This is a genomic window from uncultured Porphyromonas sp., assembly GCF_938039215.1.
Classification (GTDB): Bacteria; Bacteroidota; Bacteroidia; order Bacteroidales; family Porphyromonadaceae; genus Porphyromonas.
The window spans coordinates 1-25,185 of sequence record NZ_CALHVI010000050.1 but is presented as its reverse complement, the minus strand read 5'-3'; the positions used below and the strand labels follow the sequence as shown (position 1 = coordinate 25,185).

Sequence of the window (25,185 nt, the reverse complement as noted above, 5' to 3'; positions counted from 1 at the left end):
GTCGATGCGACCCACGGTAGGTCGGTCAGGCGACCCACAGTAGGTTTTTTCGACGACCTACCGTGGGTTTCTTTTTTACCCCTCTCGATCCCTCTGGCCCAGCACCTCTGTGCGAGATCTCCTACTCCGACAGCTCTGCTCTACAAATTAGCAGCGCCCAAATGGCGATCTAAGGACGGATGCCAAGCAAATGGGGCATATTTGCCCAAAAAGTAGTATCTTAGAGCCTTGTTAGTGCACCCCATAGGTGCCTACGCTTGTGAATACAACTTTTAGACTAGAATGCTGGATCGAGAAGACAGAATTATAGACATCAACATCGAGGATGAGATGAAGACTGCCTACATAGACTACTCTATGTCGGTCATCGTCTCTCGTGCTCTCCCTGATGTACGTGATGGCTTCAAGCCCGTCCACCGCCGTGTGCTCTATGCCATGAACGAAGATGGGAATACCTATGACAAGCCCACCCGTAAGTGCGCAAGCGCCGTCGGGCAGGTGATGAAGTACTATCACCCCCACGGAGACTCCTCCATCTACGGCACCCTCGTGCGTCTTGCCCAGCCCTGGAACCTCCGCTATCCGCTCGTCCAAGGTCAGGGGAACTTCGGGTCAATCGACGGAGACTCTCCCGCTGCGATGCGTTACACCGAGTCACGCCTCAATCGCCTAGCGAGCGAGATGCTCCGTGACATCGACAAGGATACGGTAGACTTCCAGAACAACTTCGACGACTCTACCGTAGAGCCTACCGTCCTACCCGCTCGCTTCCCCAACCTCCTAGTCAACGGCTCCGCAGGGATCGCTGTCGGGATGGCCACGAACATGGCTCCGCACAACCTCTCTGAGTCCATCGATGCCTGCGTGGCTTACATCGACCACCACGGTGAGATAGATGCCGCTGGGCTGATCGAATACATCAAGGCTCCTGACTTCCCTACCGGAGGGATCATTTACGGCTATGCTGGCGTACGTGAGGCCTTCGAGACGGGACGTGGACGTATCGTCATCCGCAGCCGCTGCGAGATCGAGGAGCACAACAACCACGAGCGTATCATCGTCTCCGAGATACCCTATCAGGTCAATAAGAGTGAACTCGTCAAGGGCATAGCCGATCTCATCACCGAGAAGAAGATCGAAGGCATCTCAGGCATCTCCGACGAATCAAACCGCAAGGGGATCCGCATCGTCATCGACATCAAGCGTGACGCTAATTCGGGTGTCGTCCTGAATAAGCTCTACAAGATGACAGCGCTTCAGAGCTCCTTCAGCGTCAATAACATTGCCCTCGTCAAGGGTCGTCCTCAGCTACTCAACCTACGTGACCTCATCGAGCTCTTCGTCGAGCACCGTCATGATGTCGTCTACCGCCGTACGCAGTTCGAGCTACGCAAGGCCGAGGAGCGTGTCCACATCCTCGAGGGCTTGATCATCGCCGTAGACAATATCGACGAGGTCATCCGCATCATCCGTGCAGCCAGCGAACCACAGGAAGCCATCGAGCACCTGATGGAGCGCTTCTCCCTCTCACTGATCCAAGCTCGTGCGATCGTAGATATGCGTCTACGTGCTCTCACTGGTCTTGAGCGTGAAAAGCTGAAGGAAGAGTACGCTGCTCTGATGAAGGAGATCGAGCGACTAAAAGCACTCCTTGCCGACAAGGAGCTACGTGCCCAGCTCATCCGTGAAGAGCTCCTCGAGATCAAGGAGAAGTACGGTGACGAGCGTCGTAGCGAGATCATCTACACGGCCGAAGAGTTCAACCCCGAAGACTTCTATGCCGATGACGATATGGTCATCACCATCTCACACCACGGCTATATCAAGCGCACTCCTCTCTCCGACTTCCGCTCACAGGCTCGTGGCGGTGTAGGTGCTAAGGGTAGCGATACACGAGACGAAGACTTCATCGAGTACATCTATTCGGCTTCGATGCATGAGACGATGCTCCTCTTCACTCAGATGGGGCGTTGCTATTGGCTCAAGGTATATGAGATCCCCGAAGGGGCAAAGAATGCCAAGGGTCGTGCACTGCAGAACCTCCTGAATATCGAGCCTGGCGACCGAGTCAATGCCTTCATCCGTGTGAAGAATCTCACTCGAGACACTGAGTTCGTGAACTCGCACTACCTCATCTTCTGTACCAAGCGTGGGACGATCAAGAAGACCCTGCTGGAGGCTTACTCTCGCCCCCGTGCTAATGGGGTCATCGCTATCAACCTCGTCGAAGGCGACCAGCTCGTAGGGGTCGGTCTGACGGACGGTGAGAGCGAGATCCTCATCGCTAATCGCAACGGTCGTGCAGTACGCTTCCACGAGTCCGCTGTCCGTGCTATGGGCCGCAATGCTACTGGGGTGCGTGGTATGACCCTCGACGATGATGGCCGAGACGAAGTCATCGGTATGCTCACCGTAGCGCAGGACACCGAAGAGACCATCCTCGTCATCAGTGAACAGGGCTATGGTAAGCGCTCCGTGGTCGAAGACTACCGCAAGACTAACCGTGGCACGAAGGGTGTGAAGACCCTCAACATCACGGACAAGACGGGCGAACTCGTAGCGATCCGTCCCGTGACCGATGAGCACGATCTGATGATCATCAACAAGAGCGGGATCACGATCCGTGTCCATGCTCGTGATATCTCCGTCCAGGGTCGTGCTACCCAGGGTGTACGTATCATTGACCTGAAGAAACGAGGGGATGAGATCGCCTCCGTCTGCCAGGTCCTCTCCGAAGAGGAAGAAGAAGTCTCTGACGAAGTGACCAACGAAGCCTCTTCCTCCACCGAAGCTACTCCTATCCAAGGTGAGGCTCTACACGATCAACTCCCACAGGAGTTCCTCGACCGAGCTCTCAACGAAGACAATAATAACTAGACACACTAACACCGAATGAAAATGAAGAAATTAGTTTGTGCTATTGCCCTAGGTCTGATGACCTCCGCTGGAGCGTTTGCTCAGGTAGCCAATGTCAAGTCAGCTGAGAAGATCGCTAACTCCGACAAGCCAGACTTCGCTGAAGCTCGCCGACTCATCACGGAAGCTCTAGCCAACGATGAGACGAAGAACGACCCCTACACGTGGTATGTAGCTGGGCTCATCGAGAATAAGGCTTACACCGAAGAGTTCAAGAAGGCTGCTATCGATCAGAACATCGATCGCACCCCCATGTACGTAGCTCTTACCGCCTCCGTACCCTCATGGCTCAAGGTCTATGAGATCGAAAGCCAGCCCAACGAAAAGGGTAAGGTCAATCTCAAGTACACCAAGAAGCTTCAGGAAGTCCTGCACAACGACTACCTCCAGCTCTTCAACGGTGGTGCATGGTTCCTGCAGAACAACAAGTATGCAGAGGGTGTCGAAGCTCTGGAGAAGTTCCTCGATGTCAAGAAGGCTCCTTTCTTCGCTGAAGACAAGGATGTAGCCACGATGGACTCCATGGCGATGAACGCTGCCTACTACGCTATCGGTGCTGCTAGCTCCCTGCGCAACTACGACCGTGTCATCGATCTCTACAAGCGCTTCGGATCGATCTCGCTCAACCCTAAGGATGTCCACCAGTGGGCTGTCTCTGCCTTCTTCGCAAAGCAGGACTCTGTAGGGGCTATCCCCGTGCTCATCGAGGCTGCTAAGGTATCTCCTGATGAACCTTACTTCCTAGTGAACCTGGTCAACATCTACCAGCAGAACGGCAAGGAAGCTGAAGCGAACCAGCTCCTCGATGATCGCCTTGCTGCGAACCCCAAGGATGCTACGGCTCTCCTCGTCAAGGGCTCTATCCTCGAAGACAAGGATCTGAAGGGTGCGCTCAACTGGTACTACAAGGCTGCTCAGGCTGATCCTTCTAATGCCACTGCTTTCATCTACCTCGGTGCTGGTCTCTACAATGCTGTAGCTAAGATCTACGAGAACACGGATGTCACGCAGGCTATGGCTAAGACAGCTGAAGAGCTTCTCAAGGCTTCTATCCCCGTCCTAGAGATCGCCTACAAGTCTCGCCCTGACAACATCAAGGGTATCCTCGGTAGTATCTACTATCAGCTGAAGATGAATGACAAGCGTGAAGCACTTGATGCTGGTACGCTTGACGTAGGTTCTCCTTCTCTTCCTGACCTGACGGATCTCCTCCAGAACCTCGACCTCACGGTAGTCAAGAAGGCTCCTGCTACCATCGAACCTGCAGAACAGCCCGCTCAGAAGGCAAGCACGAAGAAGGCTCCTGCTAAGCGTCGCAAGTAGTCTCTTCCTCCCCTAAACAAGAGCGCCCCCACATCCTACTTCGGGATGTGGGGGCGCTCTTATTTTTAGCTAAATGGATCGGCGAGCCTCTCACGCTTGAGCGGGCTTAGTCTTTCGCCCTCGAGCGATGGTCACCAGCCAGACACCACAGAAGATCAAGACGATCGCCAGAGCGTGCTTCCACGTGAAGAGGGCAAGTCCGAGGATGACACTCACCACGACAGCGACGATGGGCTGGACATAGTTGTACATACTGACGACCGTGGGGCGAAGCGTCCTCTGTCCATTGATCATCAAGAGGTAGCTAATGAAGGTGCCGAAGAAGACGACATAGCCCACCTCCAGCAGGGTCTTCAGCGAAAGCGACGCAAAGTCCGTCGCTAGGACATAGCTTGTTGTCCAAGGAAGGAGCAGGATCGAAGCCCAGAGAAACATCCACTTATTCACCGTGAAGACCGAATACTTCTTAGCTAGCTTCCCGAAGATCGTCAGATACAGCGCATAGGACACTTGCCCTCCGACACAGAGTAGATCTCCTCGTATATCCCCCAGCTGAAGAGCTGAGCTCGAGGCTTGGGCACTGCTCCAGATGAGGAGGAAGGCTCCGCTGCATCCGAGAGCTACCCCAAGGGCGTTCTGCTGGGTGATCGGCTCTCTCAGGATCAAGGCTGATAGGATAAGGGCGAAGATCGGCATCGTCGTGGTGACGATCCCTGCGTTGATGGGGCTCGTAAGGCTTAACCCGATGGTGAAGCAACATTGATTGCACACGAGCCCAAAGATCGCAGCCCCGACGAAGAGGATTCGATCCCGAGGTTCGACTTGCTCCTTAGGGGCTAAGAGTGAGGCCAGCCAAAAGAGGATCGCTCCTCCTAGTACTCGGAAGGAGACCAAGGTGATCCCGCTAATACCATGCTGCAGTGCATCCTTCCCCAGAGGCGACATGAGCCCCCAGCAGACGGCTGCGCCTAGGAGACTCAGGTGAGCCCCTAGGGCTCGACTTCCTTCGTTTTTCATGGCGCAAAGATACGCTTTCTCCCTCCTGCTTTGTCAAGGTTCAGCTTGGAAGGGGTTCTCTTCCTTTAGTTCGCACAGCCTCCCGCTTACCCCTCCTCGCTCCACTTTTAGGGGGCTAAAAGAAGCCATTCCTCCCCCACCCTCCGCAGTACTCTTCTCATGGGAGAAACCCCGCCTCTACAGCTCACCCTCAGCACGACCTTCCGCAGGGCTCAAAAAAACCTACTGTAGGTCGTCTTGACGACCCACGGTAGGTCGTCACACCGACCTACAGTAGGTTTTCCAAGCGACCTACCGTGGGTCGCAAAATATCCCCTCAAGCGCTCCACGTTCCCCAGCTCAGAACATTCGAATAAGAATTCTTAGTCAAGGATAGATTAAGGGTCATGGGAAGGCTTGAAACTCCTTACACTGACTTTTTCTTCTTACTACGAAGATCTATATTTGTATTGTAATACTACTTTAAAGCAACTTCATATCAACACAACGTATGAACTCTCGAAGATTAACTTTTAGTCGTTGGGCTAGCAGTCTCCTATTCAGCATACTCGTTAGCTCTATAAGTTCGATAATAGCAAAGTTCGCTACAGATGACACCTCCAGCGCTAAGACCATCTGGATCATTGTGTGTATCGCATTACTCTCTCTCTTCTCTAAGATTGACATATTCTCCTGCGAATGGATGCGGAAGATATTTAGTTCCGTCACTATCTTTGACTGGCATGACGTTAACCAAGGAGCTCTTTCTATTAACAAGAAGCTACTTGAAGATGGGTATATTCCGACCCACATTGTTGGAATAGGTCGAGGCGGAAGCATACTAAGCGCTCTAATATCAGGCAATCTGCTTAAAGACAAACATATACCATTCTCCGCTTTCGATCGAAAGTACTCGAAAGATGAAACTGGAATGAGAAAAGCGGAATTGCTTCATGGCATTGATCTTGGACATTGTGACCTGACTAGGGTGCTTCTCGTCGCAGGAGATGTTGTTACAGGAATCACTGCTCAACGCTTCAAAGAACTCCTAATTAGCAAAGGAGTAGAAGAGATTCGATTTGCCGTTCTTGCTAAGTGTCCTACTCCTGCTATGGAGCCAGACTACTTCTACAAGGAGTTTCTCTCTGAAAAGGGGCTACATTTCCCTTGGATGATTTGCTCGAATTACACTCGTTACTCTACTGACAGGGGAGAACAAGTAAAAAACTAGAAGATCCTCCCCCCCTAGTGGCTATTCCTATCGAAAGCAGAAAATCCCAATAGAGGGTTTGCCCATATCTTGTATTAGCCCCAGATCACACCTCTGTTTATTTCTTCTGCAACTAAAGCTCGTCTAGGGAGAAGAACTCATAGTAAGCATAAGGGCAAGAAACCCCTAGTTACCTCAAAATGATGCGGTAAGACACATAGAACAAAGGGGATACTTTCCTCACGAAATTCATCATCTCCCATAATAATGTTAACTTTGCATCTTCTTATTAGCTAACCGTAGTAGTTAACGACCAGTATCATCTGTCAATGAGAGAAATAGTACTCAAGGGACGCACCTTCGTCCCCTATATCGATGCCAAGACCATCAGCCAGGCTGTCAAGAAGCTCGGAGAGCGTCTGAGAGAAGACTTCAAGGATCGTGATCCGCTCTTCGTGTGCATCATGAATGGCTCATTCATGTTCGCCTCGGAGCTCATGTATGCCATCGACGAGGACTTTGAAGTAGCCTTTGCTCGCTACAGCAGCTACGAAGGCACCGAGAGTACAGGGAAGCTCAAGGAAGTCATGCCCGTAAGCCAGTCCCTCGAGGGACGCGTCGTAGTCATCGTCGAAGACCTCATCGACACGGGCTTCACCATGTATCATCTGAAGAAGCACTTCTACAACCTAGGAGCCAAGGAAGTGCACATAGCTACCATGCTCATCAAGCCTGAAGCGATCAAGTGCGATGTGCAGGCAGACTATGTAGCCATGGAGATCGAGACCAAGTTCATCCTCGGTCACGGTCTGGACTACGACAACTACGGACGTATGCTTAAGGACATTTACCAACTTAAAGATTAACATACAGATAGAAAGAAACGATGCTTAATTTAGTGATCTTCGGAGCTCCTGGCTCTGGGAAGGGGACGCAGAGTGAAGTCCTCATCGAACAATACGGGTTCGATCACATCTCTACGGGGGATCTCCTTCGTGCTGAGATAAAGCAGGAAAGCGAACTAGGCAAGGCCGCTAAGAGCTTTATCGACGCTGGGCAGCTGGTCCCTGACGGCCTGATCATCGGGATGATCGAGAAGGTCCTTGAAGAGCGTCAGCCTAAGAAGGGGCTCATCCTCGATGGATTCCCCCGTACCGTCGCTCAGGCGGAGGCTCTCGACGAACTCTTTGCCAAGCATGGCACCGCCGTCCACGCAGTCCTAGAGCTCCGTGTCGGTGAAGAAGAACTTATCAAGCGCCTCCTCAAGCGAGGTATGGGTAGCGGACGTAGCGATGACAACCTCGAGACGATCAAGAAGCGCCTCGATGTCTACCACGCTCAGACCGCTCCTATCGCAGAGCACTATGCCAAGAAGGGTGTGCACCACGCGATCCCTGGCAGTGGCGCTATCACGGATATCACCGCTCGCATAGGCGAGGTCATCGAAGCCCTAGGCTAGAGGTAACCTCTCGCCCCTGTAAGCGAGCTCCAAGGCCCACGGTTGGAGGACAAGGCATGGTACCTGAAGTGCAGCTCTTCGCCCGACGAAGAACCAGCTCTCCTTCAGGTACGTGCCTTTCCTTATTTTTGTCTCATCATTCACAGTATAGAAGAGGAGAGCCACTATGGCAGAATCAAACTTTGTAGACTACGTCAAGATCTACTGCCGCTCAGGCAAGGGGGGGCGTGGCTCTACCCACTTCCGTAGAGAGAAGTACATCCCCAAGGGTGGCCCCGATGGTGGCGACGGCGGACGAGGTGGCGACATCTATATCCGCGCCAATGAGAACTATTGGACCCTCCTTCACCTACGCTACCAGCGCCACGTCATCGCTACCAATGGGGGCAGTGGCAGTGGCAACCGCTCCACGGGAAGTGACGGCGAGGACCAAGTCATCGAAGTCCCCGTAGGTACCGTCGTCTATGATGCCCTCACGGGGGAATTCATCATGGACCTCAACCGCCACGGCCAGCAGGAGCTCCTCGTCAAAGGTGGACGTGGAGGGAAGGGCAATACCTTCTTCAAGACCTCTACGAACCAAGCTCCTCGCTATGCACAGCCAGGGGAGCCCTCCAAGGAGCTCACCGTCATCCTTCAGCTCAAGATGCTGGCCGATGTCGGGCTCGTGGGCCTTCCCAATGCGGGGAAGTCTACTCTCCTCTCTGTACTCACGGCAGCGAAGCCCAAGATCGCTAACTACCCCTTCACCACCCTAGAGCCTAACCTCGGCATGGTACGCTACCGAGATGATCGCTCCTTCGTCATGGCAGACATCCCTGGGATCATCGAGGGGGCAGCCGAAGGGCGAGGCTTAGGCCTTCGCTTCCTGCGCCATATCGAGCGCAATGCCCTACTTCTCTTCATGATCCCTGCCGATACCGAGAATATCGCCAGTGAATATCGCCTTCTATTAGGCGAACTCACCAAGTACAATGCAGAGCTCATGGAGAAGCGCAAGGTGCTCTGCATCACCAAGAGTGACCTCATTGACGAAGAGATCCAAGGCTGGCTCATCGACGAGCTACACCAAGAGCTTCCCAAGGAGCTCCCCATCCTCTTCATCTCGGCTGCGGCACATCAGGGGCTGACCGAACTCAAGGATACCCTCTGGCAGGAGCTCAATCGTGAGACCAAGCATCAGCGAGAGTCCATCATCCAGCAAGCCATCGATGTCACTTCCCTCAGCTGGGATGATGACGAAGATCTTCCCCTCCCCGACCAAGATGAGGAATACGAAGAATGGGAAGAAGGCGAATGGGATGACGAGGATGCAAGCGACCTCGAGATCGACTGGGAAGACCTCGACGAAGAGCAATCCTAGGCATCCAAAGGCTTATCCTCTGCCTAGCCCTCTTGCATATTCGGATATTTATACTACTTTTGCACTGGGTAAGTCCTATACGACCAGCTCCCTTTGACTCCCCCAGGGCTTGATCGCAGCAAGGGTATTAGGTCGTAGCGGTGCGATATAGGTCGCTTACCCACCTGCCTCTTTAGCTCAGTTGGCCAGAGCACGTGATTTGTAATCTCGGGGTCGTTGGTTCGAATCCGACAAGAGGCTCGAAAGGAAAGAAGAGGATGTGCAAACGCTTTTGCACATCCTCTTTTGCATTCTAATTATGGGGGGCTTTGCTTTGTACCTGCATTGGGATCTACGCCGAGCTGCATCTAGCGCTATGCCGAGCAGTGTTTAGGTCTACGCCTATCCGAATTTAGGTCTATCCCGAGCTGCATTGCGGTCCACACCGAGCTGCATTTAGATCTATTTCTATCTGCGACTGGATTTGCTTCGGAGCTCGGCAGACTCCTCCTCGAAGGATCCCTATCTATATAAAGAGAACAACATCTATCTCTCAAAAAGAACAACATCGCCTAATGGCACGTAAACCTTACTTAGCGCTCGCTCTTCTAAGCAGCGCCCTACTCTTCAACACAAATACCAAGGCATCCGTAGACAATCTCCTTCCTCGCCCTCAGCACGTGGAGCTACTCAAGGGGCGGTGCAATACCAGCCGTCTCAAGCCAGAGGGATTCTACCTTCAAGACGAACTCAAGGAGCTATTGACCAAGCACGGCTCCACGGTAGACGCACGCAGTCCCATCGTCGTGCGCATGACGCTCGTGCCTTCGCTCCCCAAGGTCTTCTTCAACAAGGAAGAGGCTTATCGCCTGCGCATCACGCCCAGTGGCATCTTCATCGATGCGCCTGATCTGGTGGGGATGTACCGAGGCTTGCAGACCTTGGAGCAACTGCTGATGTCCGCCAAGAGGAAGGGCGAGCTAGAGGCGTGCGACATCATCGACTGGCCTTCCTTCCGCATGAGAGGTTTGATGCTGGGACTTGGAGACACCTTCGTGCCCATGGACGAACTGAAGAAGCGCGTACGCCTGCTCTCCCAGTACAAGGTCAACACCCTGCACCTTCATCTGACGGGTCGTGAGGCTTGGCGCTTGGAGAGCAAGCGCTACCCGCAGCTGACACAGGCACAGCACACGACGAATATGCCCGGCAAGTACTACACCTTGGCGGAGCTGCAAGAGCTAGCCCGTCTGTGCCAAGAGCACCGCATCACGCTCATCCCCGAGATCGACATGACGGGCGCTAATTCGGTCTTCTCACGAGCCATGGGCTTCGACATGCAAACGCCCCAAGGCAAGCGTGTCCTCAAGGAGATCCTCTCCGAACTAGCCGAAGGCATCGACATGCCTTACATCCATTTGGGCACGGACGAAGCCGCTTCGATGGACAGGCGCTTCCTCTCGGAGATGGTGGCGCACGTCCGTTCGCTTGGGAAGAAGGCCATTGCGTGGGATAGCGAGAGCGAGTCCCAAGGGCAGGAAGTCGATCGTCTTCACCTCTCTAGCCCCGAGGGGGTAAGTGTGTACGGCCAGCCCGCCGTCGGCGCACGCCTTCAGTCGCTGGATCAAGGTAGCCTCTTGGCCGACCTCGAGAAGCTCTACAGCAGTCGGATCTTGGGGCTCGCCTCGAGCACCTCGAGCCAACGGGGAGCGATCCTCTGCGTATGGGGCGACCGCCCGGCAGAGGCACCACTGGCGACGACCTCGGATAGCGGAGTCTATCCGCACATGCTCGCCTTAGCCGAGCGAGCTTGGCTGGGGGGAGGCTCGGGCTACTTCGCCCTTCCGACGAAGGTCGTTTCGTCAGAAGCGAGCACGAAGACACGTGAAGCCTTCGTCGACTTCGAGCGCCGACTTCTTTGGCACAAGGCGCAAGTCTTCGTGAGCGAACCCTTCTCTTACGTCGCACAGCCCCAAGGAGAGAAGGCCATTCCCCCGACCACGACGACGGTCTCCGCCATGCCCCAGCGCCCCAAGACGAAGGGCAACGCCCCTCGCTAATGAAGGCGCTTTGCTAGCTCCGTCTCCTCGGAGCAGGCACATGAGAGAAACGCCTTGCAGAGGGCGAGAAATTTTCCAAGGCTGGAAAGTTAACTTTCCAACGTTGGAAAGTTTTTCTTCGTCCGCAGGAAAATCTCCCTCCTCCCGCAGAAAAATAACCTTCCGTCCGAAGAAAAAAAGATCGCCCTGCAGAAGAAAAAATGCTTTCTTCCGCAGGGCGAAAAATTTCCGTGCGCACGCAGGAAAATTTCTATGCGCACAAAAAAATATTTTCGTGCGCACGAAAATATTTTTTTGTGCGCACGGAAATTTATTTTCTTCCGCAAGGAAATAAATTTCCTTGCGGAAGGAAATTTTACCCCTTGCCCGCAGCAGGCTTTCACCAAGGGCAAGGCGGGAGAAAAGAACGCCTTCGCAGGCAGAACGACTTGCCCAGCGAAGAAGAAAAAATAAGGGCTGGCTTCGTCTCTAAGAAGCCAGCCCTTACTATTTCGAGGCTCGGAAAGGGAGAGTTCTTTGGGCAAGCGCCGAGGCCGTGCGGGCTACGAAGCCTTCGCCCAGAGCTCACGAAGAATCGGGAGCGCTTCGGCTAGTTCCTTCATCGAGTCGAAGACAAGATCAGCGCCTTCGTCCGAAAGAGCACTGTCGGGAAGCAAGCCCGTATTCACCGCAATGGTGAAGATCCCCGCCGCTACGGCCGAACGCACACCCATCGGAGCATTCTCCACGACGAAGGCTTCCGAAGGGCGTACCCCCGCCTTCTCCAAGCCCATCAGGTAGGGCTCGGGGTCGGGCTTGCCTCGGCGCACGTCCTTGCCCGTCACCATCAGCGAGGTCGAGAAGACCCCTGGGAAAGCGCAATCGAGGCGTTCGAGCAAGGAGGCCTGCGAAGAGCCCGTCACGACGAGGCGCTTCACGTCCGAGAGTTGGGCGAGCACGAGCTCCACATCGGGCAGAGTATTGCCCGAATTGTACTGATTGAAGAGGTCGGTCTTGCGCTGGTAGAGCCATTCTATCTCTTCGGGCGTGGCCGAGCGACCGTGCGTGCGCTGGTAGAGTAGCTCGATCGTGTAGCCACCCGTCTGCCCTTCGAACCAGTAAGCGTCTTCTTGGCTCATGCGAAGGCCTGCTTCCCCTGCCGCTTCCTGCCACGAACGGCTGTGCGCTGGCATCGAGTCGAAGAGGACTCCGTCCATGTCGAAAAGGGCGGCACGAAGCTGAGGCGCTCGCTCCGAAGGATCGAGGCGGCGGCGATAGCTTGAGAGTGCCTCGTGAACTTGTTTGTTGCGGTCGATGATGTTATTCATTATGCTGTGGTACCCCTTGGAGCTGATGCCCCAGGAGCTTGTCTACGACGAGGGCGATAGCTCCGTCGCCCGTCACGTTGCAGGCCGTGCCGAAGCTATCCATAGTGATGTATAGAGAGATCATCAGCGCTTGCTCCTCCACCGAGAAGCCGAGGATCGACTGAAGGATCGCTAGTGCTGCCATGATCGCTCCCCCAGGTACCCCCGGAGCCGCCACCATGGTGACCCCGAGGAGTAGGATGAAGTGCGTGAAAAGTCCCAGATCGTACGTGCCCCCTTGCATCAGGATAAGCGCCAAGGCACAGGAGACGATCTTGAGCGTGCTTCCCGAGAGGTGGATCGTCGCACAGAGTGGGACGACGAAGGAGGCTACTCCGTCCGAAGCACCGTTCTTCTTCGCTTGCGCCAGCGTCACGGGGATCGTCGCCGCCGAAGAAGCCGTCCCCAGAGCCGTGAAGTAAGCGGGAAGCATATTCCCGAGGAGGCGCAGGGGATTCTTCTTCGTGATCACCCCTGCGATCGTGAACTGAAGCAGAAGCAGCAAGATGTGCAGGGCGAAGATCACCCCGATGATCTTGATGAAGACTACCAGCACGCCGACGACCTTGCCGCTACTTGCCATCTCGAGGAAGATCCCGAAGATATACAGCGGGAGAAGCGGGATGATGACCTTCTCGATGACTCCCGAGATGATGTCCTTCACGTCCACGATCACGTGCTTGAGCGCCTTCGACTCCAGATGAGCTACGCCCAAGCCAAGGATGAAGGCAAGGACCAGCGCCGTCATCACCCCCATCACGGGAGGCATCTCTATGGTGAAGTACGGAGTGAGGGCTTCCCCAGCACTTTGGAGTTGCTCTACCTTCCCCGGCTCAATGAGGTGCGGGAAGATCGCATCCCCCGAGAAGTAAGCTAGGGAACCCGAGAAGACCGTCGAGCCATAAGCAATAGCGACGGTAAGCAGGAGCATCTTCCCCGCACTGCGCCCGATGCTCCCTATCGCCTCCGCCACAAGGGCGAGGATGATCAGCGGGATGGCAAAGCCGAGGAACTGCGAGAAGATCGCATTGAAGGTCAAGAAGAGGCGCGTCATCCCATCGGGTGCAACAAGCCCCAGGCCGATACCCAAGGCGATGGCGATGATGATGCGTGGGAGGAGCCCCAGACGAATGGCTTTCATGTGTTGTGTAGTTAGTGTGAGTGGGTGAGTGTATGTGTGAATGGTCGATCGTCAGTTCATAAGTCTGTATTTAAGGAAACACAGCGACCAATATACCACCTCGCCGAAGAGGCTACGTATATTGGTCGCTGCTCATGGAGTCATGTATATAGGAGCTTAGGCTTGTCTATTCTGGCGCTTGCGCTCGGTCTCATCGAGGATGATCTTACGCATGCGCATCGAGACGGGGGTCACTTCGACATATTCGTCGGGGCGGATGTACTCGAGTGCATCCTCGAGGCTGAAGACCACGGGCGGAGCAAGGGAGACCTTGTCATCGCTACCCGAAGCACGCATATTCGTCAGCTTCTTGCTCTTGCAGACATTCACCGCTAGGTCGCCTTCCTTGGTGTGCTCACCGACGACCTGCCCTGCGTAGACTTCTTCCTGCGGAGCGATGAAGAAGCGTCCACGGCTCTGGAGGTTGTTCAGCGCATAGGCATAGGCCGTGCCCGTCTCAAGGGCGATGATCGAACCATTATTACGGCGCTCGATGTCCCCCTTCCAGGGCTGATACTCGAGGAAGCGGTGGGCAAGGACAGCTTCTCCTGCCGAAGCAGTCAGCACATAGTTATTCAGCCCGATGATCCCACGTGAAGGGATGTGGAACTCAAGGAATGTGCGGTCGCCCTTCGTCTCCATCATCGTCATCTCACCCTTGCGGCGAGTGACCACGTCGATGATCTTGCTGGCTGATTCTTCGGGGAGGTTTACCGTCAGGAGTTCGACGGGCTCGTGGGGCACACCGTCGATCTCGTGGATGATGACCTGGGGCTGACCGACCTGAAGCTCATAGCCCTCACGGCGCATGGTCTCGATGAGGACGGAGAGGTGAAGGACCCCACGTCCGTACACGATCCAGCTGTCGGCGGTCTCGGCAGGCTCGACACGCAGGGCAAGGTTCTTATCCAGCTCCTTCATCAGGCGGTCATGGATGTGACGGGAGGTGACGAACTTCCCTTCACGCCCATAGAAAGGCGAGTTGTTGATCGTGAAGAGCATGCTCATCGTGGGCTCATCGACGGCGATGGTCTCTAGAGGCTCGGGCGTAGCGACATCCGTGAGGGTCTCCCCGATCTCGAAGCCATCGATCCCAACGAGCGCACAGATATCGCCCGACGAGACGCTATCGACCTTCGTACGGCCAAGGCCTTCGAAGATGTTCACCTCCTTGATGCGCATCTTAGCGATAGATCCATCCCGCTTGCAGAGGGCGACTTCCTGTCCTTCGGTGAAGGTACCTCGGTGCACACGCCCCACGGCAATACGACCGACATAAGAGGAGTAGTCCAGCGAAGTGATCAGCATCTGTGCAGGCCCTTCGATCTGCGTAGGTGCTGGGATCTGCTCAAGGATGGTATCCAGCAGGATGGTGATATCTTCGGTGGGCTGCTTGTAGTCCTTGCTCATCCAGCCCTGCTTGGCGGAGCCGTAGATGGTCTCGAAGTCCAGCTGCTCTTCGCTAGCGTTGAGGCTAAACATCAGGTCAAAGACCATATCCTGCACTTCCTCGGGACGGCAGTTGGGCTTGTCTACCTTGTTGATGACGACGATGGGTTTGAGTCCCATCTCGATGGCCTTCTGCAGGACGAAGCGTGTCTGAGGCATAGGCCCTTCGAAGGCATCGACAAGGAGAAGGCAACCGTCAGCCAGGTTGAGCACACGCTCTACTTCGCCTCCGAAGTCGGCGTGTCCTGGGGTATCGATGATATTGATCTTGACATCCTTGTAGCGGATGCTGACATTCTTCGAGAGGATGGTGATCCCACGCTCTCGCTCTAGGTCATTGTTATCTAGGTAGGTATCTACTTCGGCAGCCTTATCATCTCTGAAGAGTTTGCCAGCCAGGAGCAACTTATCGACCAGCGTCGTCTTACCATGGTCGACGTGGGCGATAATTGCGATGTTGCGAATGTCTTGCATCTTAATATATAAGTTCGTCTATTACGGCGACAAAGGTAGTCAAATCTATGCACTTAGCCCGTGTAGAGAGGACAAAAGGGAGGTAGTTTCTGCCGAGAATTAACACCTAGTTATTAGGATGGAGGCCCGAAGGATAGACCAAAGAGAAACTAATCTCTCAGCACTCTTCGCCTCAGAAAACCTTGAGGGCGATGTAGGCGCAAGCCTCTGCATCCGCCAGAGCATGGTGGTGATGGTCCAGCCGATAGCCCACGTGCCGAGCGACGGTGTCTAGGCGGTGATTGGGCAGGCGAGGGAAGACCCGACGAGCCTGCCGACAAGTGCAGTAGAAGGCATTTTGGTGCGGTGGCAGTCCATAGGCCGCCAGCACCGCACGCAGACATCCTTCATCGAAGCTGCTATTGTGCGCAACAAGGGGGAGAGAGCCGATCCGAGGGAGCAATTCCTCCCAGATCTCGTCGAAGGAGGCGGCCGTGTTCGTATCCTGGGCAGTCAGACCGTGCACTTCGGTATTGAAGTGACTGTAATAGTTCGGAAGTGGGCGGATCAAGCGGTAATAGGTATCTGTGATCTCGCCACCTTCTACGAAGACAAGCCCGATGCTACACACGCTGCTACGCTCTCTATTCGCCGTCTCGAAGTCTATTGCTACAAATGTATCCATCTCATGTAAAGGGGTAGCTGTTCCTACCGAAGGATAAAGATACAGATTTAGCCCCGTCCCAAAGGCCCAACCTCGAGGGCACTTGAAGGGGGTGATTAGGACCCTACGGTAGGTCGCTGAAACGACCTACCGTGGATCGGTCAAGCGACCTACCGTGGGTCGATGAGACGACCTACAGTAGGTTTTATTTGGAGGGCTTCGGAGGTGCTACGAAAAGGCCTCCTTTTGACTCAGAGAAAAGGGCTAAATCTAGCCCCCTAGGAAGTCCAGCAAACCAAGGCGATGAGGCTCTGCTGGCTTTGCCGTACCTTTGCACTCCGATATATATCTATGCACTCAATGAAATTAGCTTCTCTACAGCCCCATTATTCTGCGCTCTTCATCGACGTTGATAATACCCTCTTGACCTTCCGCCCCTCCTCCGAGACGGCTCTAAAGAAGACCTTCCTCGCCCAAGGGATGAACTACGAATCGGAGTACTTCGAGGTCTTCTTCTGGATCGGCGAAGTGCTCTGGAGCCAGCAGAAAAAGGAACTGATCAGCGTCCAAGAGATCCACGATCAGATCTTCCCTCGCCTGCTCCAAGCCATCGGGGTCCAGGGCGATAGTCAGGAGATGACACGGCTCTTCCACCTCCTCCTACACGAAGAGGCGGTGCTCGAACCAGGGGTCGCAGAGACACTCGACTACCTCAGTCAGCGCTATCGGCTCTATGTCGCTTCCAACGGGCTGGTGGAGATGCAACGCTCCCGCCTGAAGAAGGCCGGCATCCTCGACTACTTCTCCGACCTCTTCGTCTCGGATGACATCGGTGCAGAGAAGCCTTCGGAGACCTTCTTCCTCGAAGCTATGCGCCGAAGCAATACCCAGCCCAGCGATGTCCTCTTCATCGGTGATAGCATCAGCGCCGACATGACGGGAGCCGCCCGTGTGGCCATGGATCGCTGCTGGTACAATCGTCTTGGCAACCCCGTTCCCGAGGCGCTCCCTCTCAACCACGTCATCAACCATCTCGGCGAACTCAAGTCCTTCCTTTAGGCCTTTATGCTCTCCGCTTTCCCTCCAGCTATATGTATGTAGCAATGCGCAGACGGAGAGCAAGAATCTACTGCTTGGGAGTGTACAGATATTATCCTACCTTTACGAGGTTTCCTAGCACTGCTGTAACTCCATCAGCTGCAGGAATACTAAGCCTACGACGCATATAAAGCGATATATGACCGCAAGATCCTCTCGCCCATCAGGACAATAGCCTCAAGGAAATTTCATATCAAACCATACATAACAACAACGACAACACTATGGACAGTCAGAAAGTAGACCTCTTCCTCGCCACTAACCAAAAGTACTTCGACCCCACACAGATCCTCATTATCAAGGACCGCCTGCTTGCGCTCGATGACAACAAGTTCGCGCTGATCAATGCCATTGATTACAAGGATCCCACGACGATGATCATCGTATCGATCTTCGCTGGCTCGCTCGGTATCGACCGCTTCATGCTCGGTGATACGGGCTATGGTGTCCTCAAGCTCCTCACGGCTGGTGGCTGCGGTATCCTAACGATCATTGACTGGTTCAAGATCCAAGACCTGACTCGTCAGCAGAACTATACCAAGCTACTGCAGATCATCGGCTAAGCCCTCTCGGGTAGCCACCATCCTTTCGGAGATGAGTCACATTCCCTCATCTACCAGACAGCCCCGTCGCTCTCCTCCTAGGCAGCCTCGATATTTCCTCATCGGGCTCCTAATCCTCGGGGGAGCGGTGGGGCTGTATGCTTTGCTTGACCCTGCGACCTATCCCTTCCCTCGTTGCCTTATCCTAACGACCACGGGCTATCGCTGCCCAGGCTGCGGGCTTCAGCGAGCACTTCATGCCCTCCTGCATGGGCGCATCTTGGAAGCCCTAGCCTACAATCGTGCACTCCTCTTCACGATCCCTCTCCTCCAACCCTATGCCTACGTAGCGCTCTTCCCTGAGCGAACGCCCCGACTTCGGCGCATCCTTAAGCATCCGCTGACGCTATCCTTCCTCGTCATCAGCGTCATCGGCTGGTGGATCGCTCGCAACCTCTTCGGCTGGTAGCCTAAGACTTCCCTCCCCCGTTATGCACAGAGCAGCCTTCCGCCCCTTCTCCGATGTAATAGGCTTCCCGACCAAAGTGCGTCGCAAAAGTCCGATCAAAGGGAAGCAACAGATAGCTGTTTGGCAGTGTACGGATATTATTATACCTTTGCGGAGCTTTCCAGCAAGGGCTTACATCAGAAAGCCCAACTAAAGGAGAGGTGCTCGAGTGGTTGAAGAGGCACGCCTGGAAAGTGTGTAAACGCCAAAAGCGTTTCGCGGGTTCGAATCCCGCCCTCTCCGCAGACATAAACAAACCCGCTGTAGGAATTCAGCTCCTACAGCGGGTTTTCGTTTATATTCAGCCCATAGAGATCGGCTCAATCCTAGGCCTTATTCGCCCCGATGTAGCAGTTTCTGCTACACAAACTGCTACACAAAAAGGCTACTCAAACAGAGCCTCTAGTGCCCTATTTATTGCCTTCTTAATATCATCAGCCTCTGTACTTCCACAGCCTTCAGCCCTAGCTGTGGCGACAAGCTCTCCTGTTTCAGCCGATACCAGCTGAAGTATTACTTCTATTGTGTAGCCACCTAATCCGACATTTCGTCTCCCACTTTCCTCACAGTTTACGATTAGGATCTTCGGTCAAACTTTTCTTTGATACTATGCAGGACGACAAAGCCTCTTCTAGAGAATGCTCCTGCTCTCATATCCTGAAGATTGACAGACTGAGAATAAGGGAGCTAACATAAGTAGCATACTACACGCTAGGTTTGTTCGGGTACGGGCAATGTTGTACCTTTACACAGCAAAAAGCGGAGGGTCTCTCTCCCTAGCCTTGACCCTTTAGGAAGCATAAACGCTCGGGGGATGAGAGGCTGGTCTTGAAGTCCGCCCTCCCACAGGGCAACGAGGAGGATCTAGCTTATCCACACCTCTATACTCAAGAGCGATTAAGTAGAGTGAACCTCTCTTCGTCGCTCTCTTTACTTTTCCCCCACCTCCCCGACCCGACGTGACAAGATAAGGCGGGAGTAATGGGCCGCTAGAGTCCAGCAACAAACTTAGCAGGCATGGTCTTTGTTAGTAGTACAGCTGAGCCGAGAGGTATCTCGACCTTCAGCCAACACTTAAACAAGGCAAATAGAATAACGAATGATACAAAACAAAAGGACAGGTAAGCCTGGGAAGCCCTTCCGCTTCAACGAGCTCTGGATCTATGCGATCATCCTCGCAGTCCTCGGAGGACTCTTCCTCTGGGATGGCGGCTTCGGCGAAAGCAAGACCTTGAGCTGGGATGAGTTCCAGCGCGTGGCTCGCAACGGAGCATTCACCCAGATCACCGTCGACCGTGGAGACAAGACAGCCACAGGTCAGCTGACCAAGCAGGCTGCCGATAGCATCTTTGCCCAGAAGTCTCCCGTACTCGGGCAACAGCAGCAGCGTGTCGAACATACCCTCACTACAGAGATCCCTTCGGTGGACCGCTTCTCGGACTTCTACGACCAGAGTGGCATCACAGCCAAGGTCATCTACAAGGAATCCCGTTCGGGCTGGCTCTCCCTCCTTATTAATATCGCCCCCTTCATCATTATCATCATCTTCTGGAACTTCATGCTCCGTCGTAGCGCTGGTGGTGGCGGAGGTGGCATGACTGGCGGTGGGCTCTTCAGCATAGGCAAGAGCAAGGCCCAGCTCTACGAGAAGGAAGGCAATGTCGTCACCTTCAAGGATGTCGCTGGGCTTCACGAAGCCAAGGTCGAAGTAGAAGAGATCGTCCACTTCCTCAAGAACCCAGCCAAGTACACCCAGCTCGGAGGTAAGATCCCCAAGGGTGCGCTCCTCGTTGGCCCTCCAGGTACGGGGAAGACCCTGCTGGCAAAGGCCGTGGCAGGCGAAGCGCATGTACCCTTCTTCTCGCTAGCGGGCTCGGACTTCGTCGAGATGTTCGTCGGGGTAGGTGCTTCCCGTGTGCGTGACCTCTTCCAGAAGGCTAAGGAGAAGGCTCCCTGCATCATCTTCATCGACGAAATTGATGCTGTTGGTCGTGCCCGAGGGAAGAACAATAACCTCGGGGGCAACGATGAGCGTGAGAATACCCTCAACCAGCTACTCACAGAGATGGACGGCTTCGGCACCAATAGCGGGATCATCGTCCTTGCGGCGACGAACCGAGCTGACATCCTTGACTCCGCCCTCCTTCGTGCAGGGCGCTTTGACCGTCAGATCTACGTCGACCTACCCGATGTACACGACCGCAAGGAGATCTTCCTCGTCCACCTCCGTCCCCTCAAGATCGACGATACGGTAGACGTAGACCTTCTAGCCCGACGTACCCCAGGCTTCTCAGGTGCAGACATCGCCAACATTTGTAACGAGGCTGCCCTCATCGCTGCCCGTGCAGGTAAGGACTTCGTCTCCAGAGAAGACTTTATGAATGCCATCGACCGAGTCGTCGGCGGGCTGGAGAAGAAGAACAAGATGACCACCGAAGAGGAGCGTCACAGCATCGCCCTCCACGAAGCAGGTCATGCGACGGTGAGCTGGTTCCTCCAGTACGCCAATCCCCTAGTTAAGGTCACGATCGTTCCCCGAGGCAAGGCTCTAGGTGCTGCTTGGTACCTTCCCGAGGAACGTCAGATCACGACGACCCAAGCTCTTCGAGACCAGATGTGTGCCACCCTAGCAGGGCGTGCCGCCGAAGAGGTCTTCCTCGGACGCATCTCCACTGGTGCTGCCAACGACCTTGAGCATACGACCAAGACGGCCTATGCCATGGTCGCCTACTACGGGATGAGCGACAAGCTCCCCAATGTCAATTACTACGACATGCAGGGCGACGGCTACGGCATCACTAAGCCTTACAGCGACCGCACGGCGGAGCTCATCGACCAAGAGGCACGTGAGATCGTCCGACTCGAATATGAGCGAGCAAAAGAACTCCTTCGTGAGCATGCTGATGGGCTCAAGGAACTGACTCAACTTCTCCTCGATCGGGAAGTCATCTACACCGAGGACGTAGAGCATATCTTCGGTAAGCGTGCTTGGGTCAGCCGAACAGAAGAGCTCATCCTCGCTAACGAAGGAGCCAAGAGCTCCAGCTCCGAGCAAGCTTCAGACGAAGCTCCTATCACCTCAAGTCCAACCTCAGAAGAAGTAAATACCCAAGAATAGTAATCAATGAGTAACCTCCTCAAGAGAGCCATCTTTGGCGCCATCTACGTAGGGTTGATCCTCGCAGCACTTCTGCTGCGGGATCATCTCGTTTATATGACCGTCTTCGGTCTTCTTGTTTTCCTCGGTACCTGGGAATGGTCCAATCTGGTCTCCACCCACCGCATCTTCCCTCTGCGTCGCATCACTGATGCCTTCGCAGCCGTGTATCTCTTCTGGGCTACCCATGAGATCGCAGATATGGGTATCCAGCATGCAGCCTTCCTCATCCCTTACGCAGGCTATCTGCTCTATATCCTCGTACGTAGCATCTACAGCGAACGTGCAGCCATGCCTACTGATCTAGCGAAGATCCTGTTCGGACAGGTCTATGTCGGGGGCTTCCTAAGCATCGCTAATATCTTCTATACCGATGAGCAGACCTCGATGATCCTGCTTGCGATCTTCGTCTGCATCTGGGTCAATGATACGGGTGCTTATCTGGCAGGCTCGACCCTAGGCAAACATAAGCTCTTCCCCTCCGTCTCTCCTAAGAAGAGCTGGGAAGGCTTCTTTGGTGGGCTCATCGCTTCGACCGTTGCTGCTGGTCTGATCCTCGGATGGGAAGTCTCCTACTACGGGATCATCATCTCCATCGTCGCTACTTGGGGAGACCTCTTCGAGTCGATGATCAAGCGTAGCGTAGGTGTCAAGGACTCTGGGAACATCATCCCTGGGCATGGTGGTATCCTCGACCGCATCGACAGCCTGCTCTTCGTCCTGCCCTTCATGGCTTTCTTCCTCTGGGTTCTCCAGACCTACCAGCACCTGCACCTCTCCTAAACCTACATTTTCACCCTCCTCGATGAATACTCGACTAGGTCTTGGAGCCCTACGCACCTCCCTCTTAGCATCACTTGCCTGCCTCTGGCTACTCTCGTCATGTGCTATACACACACGTCGGGACTCTTCGTCGGATCCTACTCGTCCGATGAAGCGAGAGTTCAGAGGAGCTTGGTTACCTACGATCTATCGTAGTGACTATGCCAAGCTATCCAGAGACGAGGCACGTCAGCTCCTATCGAATCGTATCGCCTTGCTTCAGCGTCTGGGATGCAATGCCGTCATCTTCCAAGTGCGAGCAGAAGGGGATGCTTTCTATCAAAGTAGCCTTGAGCCCTGGAGCAAGTACCTCACGGGGAAGCAAGGGGTAGCTCCTGACAGCCCTTGGGATCCGCTCGGCTTCGTCATCGACGAGTGCCATGCTCGAGGGATGGAAGTACATGCTTGGGTCAATCCCTACCGTGGAGCAGGCAACGCAGATGCCTACCTAGCTCCTAACCATCCAGCACAACTCTATCCCGAGCTCTTCATTCGCTACGGCAAGCTGCTCTACATGGATCCAGGTAATCCCCAGAGCGTGCGCTATATCAACACCATCGTGAGGGATATCGTAGAGCGCTATGACGTGGATGCCCTGCACTTCGATGACTACTTCTACCCTTATCCTAAGGACGGAATGGAGTTCGACGACGAAGAGAGCTTCAGTCGCTATGGTCTCCCCACGGGCTATCGTCCCGAGCAGAAGGCAGAGTGGCGAAGAGAGAATGTCAATCGCCTCATCTACACGGTTCGTCAGACGATCCTTGAGACCAAGCCTTGGGTACGCTTCGGGATCAGCCCCTTCGGGATCTATCGCAATGAATCGTCTTCCCGCATCGGGAGCAAGACTGCTGGTCTGCAGGCGTATGATGATCTCAATGCAGACATCCTGCACTGGGCTAAGGAAGGCTGGATCGACTATGTGATCCCACAAGTCTACTGGAATATCGGTCATCAGGTAGCAGACTATGAGGAGCTCACCCAGTGGTGGGGTCGACACATCCCCCAGAAGAAGACGCAGCTCTACATCGGTCAGCATGTAGCTCGCACGATGGATGGGGATCAGCTGCATAGCAAGCTAACTCTAAGTAAGAGATACAGCCAAGGTAACTCTTGGTGGTCGGGGGAAGACCTCGTACGCAACTACAAGGGCATAGGGGACAGCCTCATCACTCGCTATCAGAGCTACCGAGCACTCCTCCCCGAATATCGTGGGGCTCTTGGTAAGACTTCTGCCCCTGCGGCTATTAGTCTGCTTCTAGAGGATACGAACGAAGACGGGCACATGCTCCTCTGGGATGATTACAGAGAGCCCAACGAGCCAGCCTCAGCCTTCTACTATGCGGTCTATGCCTTCCCAGAAGGGGTACGTCCTGATATCTCAAATCCTCGCTATCTAGTGAGCATCTCGACAAATCCCTACTACATCCTACCCAGCATGCCTCAAGGCTCGACCTATCAGTTCCTCGTCACGGCGATCAATCGCTTCTGGCAGGAGAGCCGTCCCGCATCGATCAAGATCAACTTCTAGCTTCATAGGCTAGGATAAATAAAGGTCGAGGGCCACAGACGATCACGTCTGTGGCCCTCGACCTTTTTATTCTACACTGAGCCTTTGGGAAGGGCTATCGGTCAGCCTTCTGCTTCACTGAGCTAGCACCACTCGAGGTCTGCTCGGTGATGACGGGCTGCCCACGATAGCTGAGGCTCGAAGCTCCCGAGAGTCGGTAGCCAAGGCTATCGGTAGCGCCTAGGTCTACACTCGAAGCACCAGCCATCTTGATCTCTGCTTGACGCACATTGAGGCTCGGAGCATCAAATTCGCACGCACCGGAGAGGATCAGTCTCAGAGTTCCCACCAAGCCTTGAAGATGATGGGAGGAGGCACCCGCCCCGACCACTTCTAGTCCCTTAGCTACTTGGATCAGTCCTTCGATGGTACTTGCTCCCGAGGTAAAGATCCGCAGGCTATCGGCACTGAGGCGAAGGTCAGAGAGCTCCGAAGCTCCCGAGAGAGAGATGGAGAAGCGAGACTGACGAAGGCTGTCTGCTACTCGCACAGATGCAGCGGTGGTTGCTTCGATTTCTCGGAGCTCGGGCAGGTAGACATCGATATGTGCACGGTCTTCACGATGGCGATCCTCGGACCAATTAGTTCCAAACTCTTGCTTGGGAGCGATGAGCAGTGTCGTTCCCTTCGTCTTGATCACGAGATCTTCTCGGATCTTCTTCGGCATATTGGGGTCAAAGGTCACAGAAGTCGGCTGTCCGACGTGTATCGTGACATCGACGGGATAGTCTACGATGATCTGATCGCAGGCGGGGAGGTTATTCAGCTCTGCTTCGGCAAAGCCCACACGAGCGCTCCGTCTGCAGGCAGACAGTAAGAGGAGAGCCACCATCCCCAGACTGAGAAAGTAGCCAATTCTAGAGTAATTCTTCATGTTCATCATGTACTTACAAGAGGGTTATCAGTAAGTGTTATCCATTCCAAAGGTAGCATAACTCTAAAATATCCCTTCCACACCAAGTGCTCCCCACTGAAACACCCCTTCTAGCCCGCCCTCAGAAAAGCTCCAAATAAAACCTACTGTGGGTCGCCCTTGCGACCTACGGTAGGTCGCCCTTGCGACCTACGGTAGGTCGTCGATGCGACCCAC

20 protein-coding genes and 2 tRNA genes are annotated in these 25,185 nt (G+C 54.4%); 16 read left to right on the top strand and 6 right to left on the bottom strand.

All coding sequences use genetic code 11. From position 1 onward, the window contains the following. Positions 1-282: 282 nt before the first annotated feature. Both gyrA and Q0336_RS06735 read left to right on the top strand, forming a co-directional pair. On the top strand, positions 283-2,877 hold the full coding sequence (gene gyrA, locus Q0336_RS06740) for a DNA gyrase subunit A (RefSeq protein WP_298526927.1): 2,595 nt from the start codon (positions 283-285) through the stop codon (positions 2,875-2,877). A 21-nt stretch (positions 2,878-2,898) separates the two neighbouring features. Further along, positions 2,899-4,239, top strand: coding sequence for a tetratricopeptide repeat protein (locus tag Q0336_RS06735; protein ID WP_298526924.1), 1,341 nt, complete (start codon positions 2,899-2,901; stop codon positions 4,237-4,239). A 90-nt stretch (positions 4,240-4,329) separates the two neighbouring features. Here the strand turns inward: Q0336_RS06735 and Q0336_RS06730 are convergent, their stop codons facing one another. Then, complete coding sequence (locus Q0336_RS06730; RefSeq protein WP_298526921.1) at positions 4,330-5,256, bottom strand: DMT family transporter; 927 nt, start codon at positions 5,254-5,256, stop codon at positions 4,330-4,332. A gap of 682 nt (positions 5,257-5,938) precedes the next feature. On the opposite strand from Q0336_RS06730, the gene Q0336_RS06725 reads away from it, so the two are divergent. The 7 genes from Q0336_RS06725 to Q0336_RS06695 all read left to right on the top strand — a co-directional run bounded on the left by Q0336_RS06725 (position 5,939) and on the right by Q0336_RS06695 (position 11,759). Continuing rightward, positions 5,939-6,466 carry a phosphoribosyltransferase family protein gene (locus tag Q0336_RS06725; RefSeq protein ID WP_298526919.1) on the top strand — a complete coding sequence of 176 codons (528 nt, stop codon included), beginning with the start codon at positions 5,939-5,941 and terminating at the stop codon, positions 6,464-6,466. Positions 6,467-6,774: 308 nt separating this feature from the next. Further along, positions 6,775-7,311, top strand: coding sequence for a phosphoribosyltransferase family protein (locus Q0336_RS06720; RefSeq protein ID WP_298526914.1), 537 nt, complete (start codon positions 6,775-6,777; stop codon positions 7,309-7,311). 20 nt (positions 7,312-7,331) lie between these two features. Beyond that, complete coding sequence (locus Q0336_RS06715) at positions 7,332-7,904, top strand: adenylate kinase (protein ID WP_298526912.1); 573 nt, start codon at positions 7,332-7,334, stop codon at positions 7,902-7,904. Positions 7,905-8,070: 166 nt separating this feature from the next. Beyond that, positions 8,071-9,267: a GTPase ObgE gene (gene obgE, locus Q0336_RS06710; protein ID WP_298526910.1), complete on the top strand. Its 1,197-nt coding sequence runs from the start codon at positions 8,071-8,073 to the stop codon at positions 9,265-9,267. 166 nt (positions 9,268-9,433) lie between these two features. Continuing rightward, a tRNA-Thr gene (locus Q0336_RS06705) sits at positions 9,434-9,507 on the top strand. A 314-nt stretch (positions 9,508-9,821) separates the two neighbouring features. Further along, positions 9,822-11,306, top strand: a complete 1,485-nt coding sequence (locus Q0336_RS06700) for a family 20 glycosylhydrolase (RefSeq protein ID WP_298526908.1) — start codon at positions 9,822-9,824, stop codon at positions 11,304-11,306. Between the two features lie 252 nt (positions 11,307-11,558). Then, positions 11,559-11,759: a hypothetical protein gene (locus Q0336_RS06695; protein ID WP_298526906.1), complete on the top strand. Its 201-nt coding sequence runs from the start codon at positions 11,559-11,561 to the stop codon at positions 11,757-11,759. An 89-nt stretch (positions 11,760-11,848) separates the two neighbouring features. Here Q0336_RS06695 and Q0336_RS06690 read toward each other — a convergent pair whose 3' ends face one another. The 4 genes from Q0336_RS06690 to Q0336_RS06675 all read right to left on the bottom strand — a co-directional run bounded on the left by Q0336_RS06690 (position 11,849) and on the right by Q0336_RS06675 (position 16,419). Then, positions 11,849-12,613 (bottom strand): HAD-IA family hydrolase, encoded by a 765-nt coding sequence (locus Q0336_RS06690; RefSeq protein WP_298526904.1) that lies wholly within the window; start codon positions 12,611-12,613, stop codon positions 11,849-11,851. Then, a complete protein-coding gene (locus tag Q0336_RS06685; RefSeq protein WP_298526902.1) occupies positions 12,606-13,793 on the bottom strand; it encodes a dicarboxylate/amino acid:cation symporter in 1,188 nt (395 codons plus the stop codon). The genes Q0336_RS06690 and Q0336_RS06685 overlap by 8 nt, the downstream gene beginning before the upstream one ends. 156 nt (positions 13,794-13,949) lie before the next feature. Beyond that, entirely contained in the window at positions 13,950-15,755 is a 1,806-nt protein-coding gene (gene typA, locus Q0336_RS06680) for a translational GTPase TypA (protein WP_298526900.1), read from the bottom strand. A gap of 172 nt (positions 15,756-15,927) precedes the next feature. Next, positions 15,928-16,419 (bottom strand): 3'-5' exonuclease, encoded by a 492-nt coding sequence (locus Q0336_RS06675; RefSeq protein ID WP_298526898.1) that lies wholly within the window; start codon positions 16,417-16,419, stop codon positions 15,928-15,930. Positions 16,420-16,749: 330 nt separating this feature from the next. Here Q0336_RS06675 and Q0336_RS06670 point away from each other — a divergent pair, with 330 nt between their 5' ends. The 7 genes from Q0336_RS06670 to Q0336_RS06640 all read left to right on the top strand — a co-directional run bounded on the left by Q0336_RS06670 (position 16,750) and on the right by Q0336_RS06640 (position 24,056). Further along, on the top strand, positions 16,750-17,457 hold the full coding sequence (locus tag Q0336_RS06670; protein ID WP_298526896.1) for a YjjG family noncanonical pyrimidine nucleotidase: 708 nt from the start codon (positions 16,750-16,752) through the stop codon (positions 17,455-17,457). Between the two features lie 263 nt (positions 17,458-17,720). Further along, on the top strand, positions 17,721-18,059 hold the full coding sequence (locus Q0336_RS06665) for a TM2 domain-containing protein (protein WP_298526895.1): 339 nt from the start codon (positions 17,721-17,723) through the stop codon (positions 18,057-18,059). A gap of 31 nt (positions 18,060-18,090) precedes the next feature. Further along, on the top strand, positions 18,091-18,507 hold the full coding sequence (locus Q0336_RS06660; RefSeq protein WP_298526892.1) for a DUF2752 domain-containing protein: 417 nt from the start codon (positions 18,091-18,093) through the stop codon (positions 18,505-18,507). A gap of 194 nt (positions 18,508-18,701) precedes the next feature. Next, a tRNA-Ser gene (locus tag Q0336_RS06655) sits at positions 18,702-18,789 on the top strand. Between the two features lie 856 nt (positions 18,790-19,645). After that, positions 19,646-21,664, top strand: a complete 2,019-nt coding sequence (ftsH, locus tag Q0336_RS06650) for an ATP-dependent zinc metalloprotease FtsH (protein WP_298526889.1) — start codon at positions 19,646-19,648, stop codon at positions 21,662-21,664. A gap of 6 nt (positions 21,665-21,670) precedes the next feature. Next, a complete protein-coding gene (locus Q0336_RS06645; protein ID WP_298526886.1) occupies positions 21,671-22,486 on the top strand; it encodes a phosphatidate cytidylyltransferase in 816 nt (271 codons plus the stop codon). A 22-nt stretch (positions 22,487-22,508) separates the two neighbouring features. Further along, complete coding sequence (locus Q0336_RS06640) at positions 22,509-24,056, top strand: family 10 glycosylhydrolase (protein ID WP_298526884.1); 1,548 nt, start codon at positions 22,509-22,511, stop codon at positions 24,054-24,056. Between the two features lie 94 nt (positions 24,057-24,150). On the opposite strand, the gene Q0336_RS06635 is transcribed toward Q0336_RS06640, so the two are convergent. Further along, positions 24,151-24,969, bottom strand: coding sequence for a DUF2807 domain-containing protein (locus Q0336_RS06635; RefSeq protein ID WP_298526880.1), 819 nt, complete (start codon positions 24,967-24,969; stop codon positions 24,151-24,153). Between the last annotated feature and the right edge of the window lie 216 nt (positions 24,970-25,185).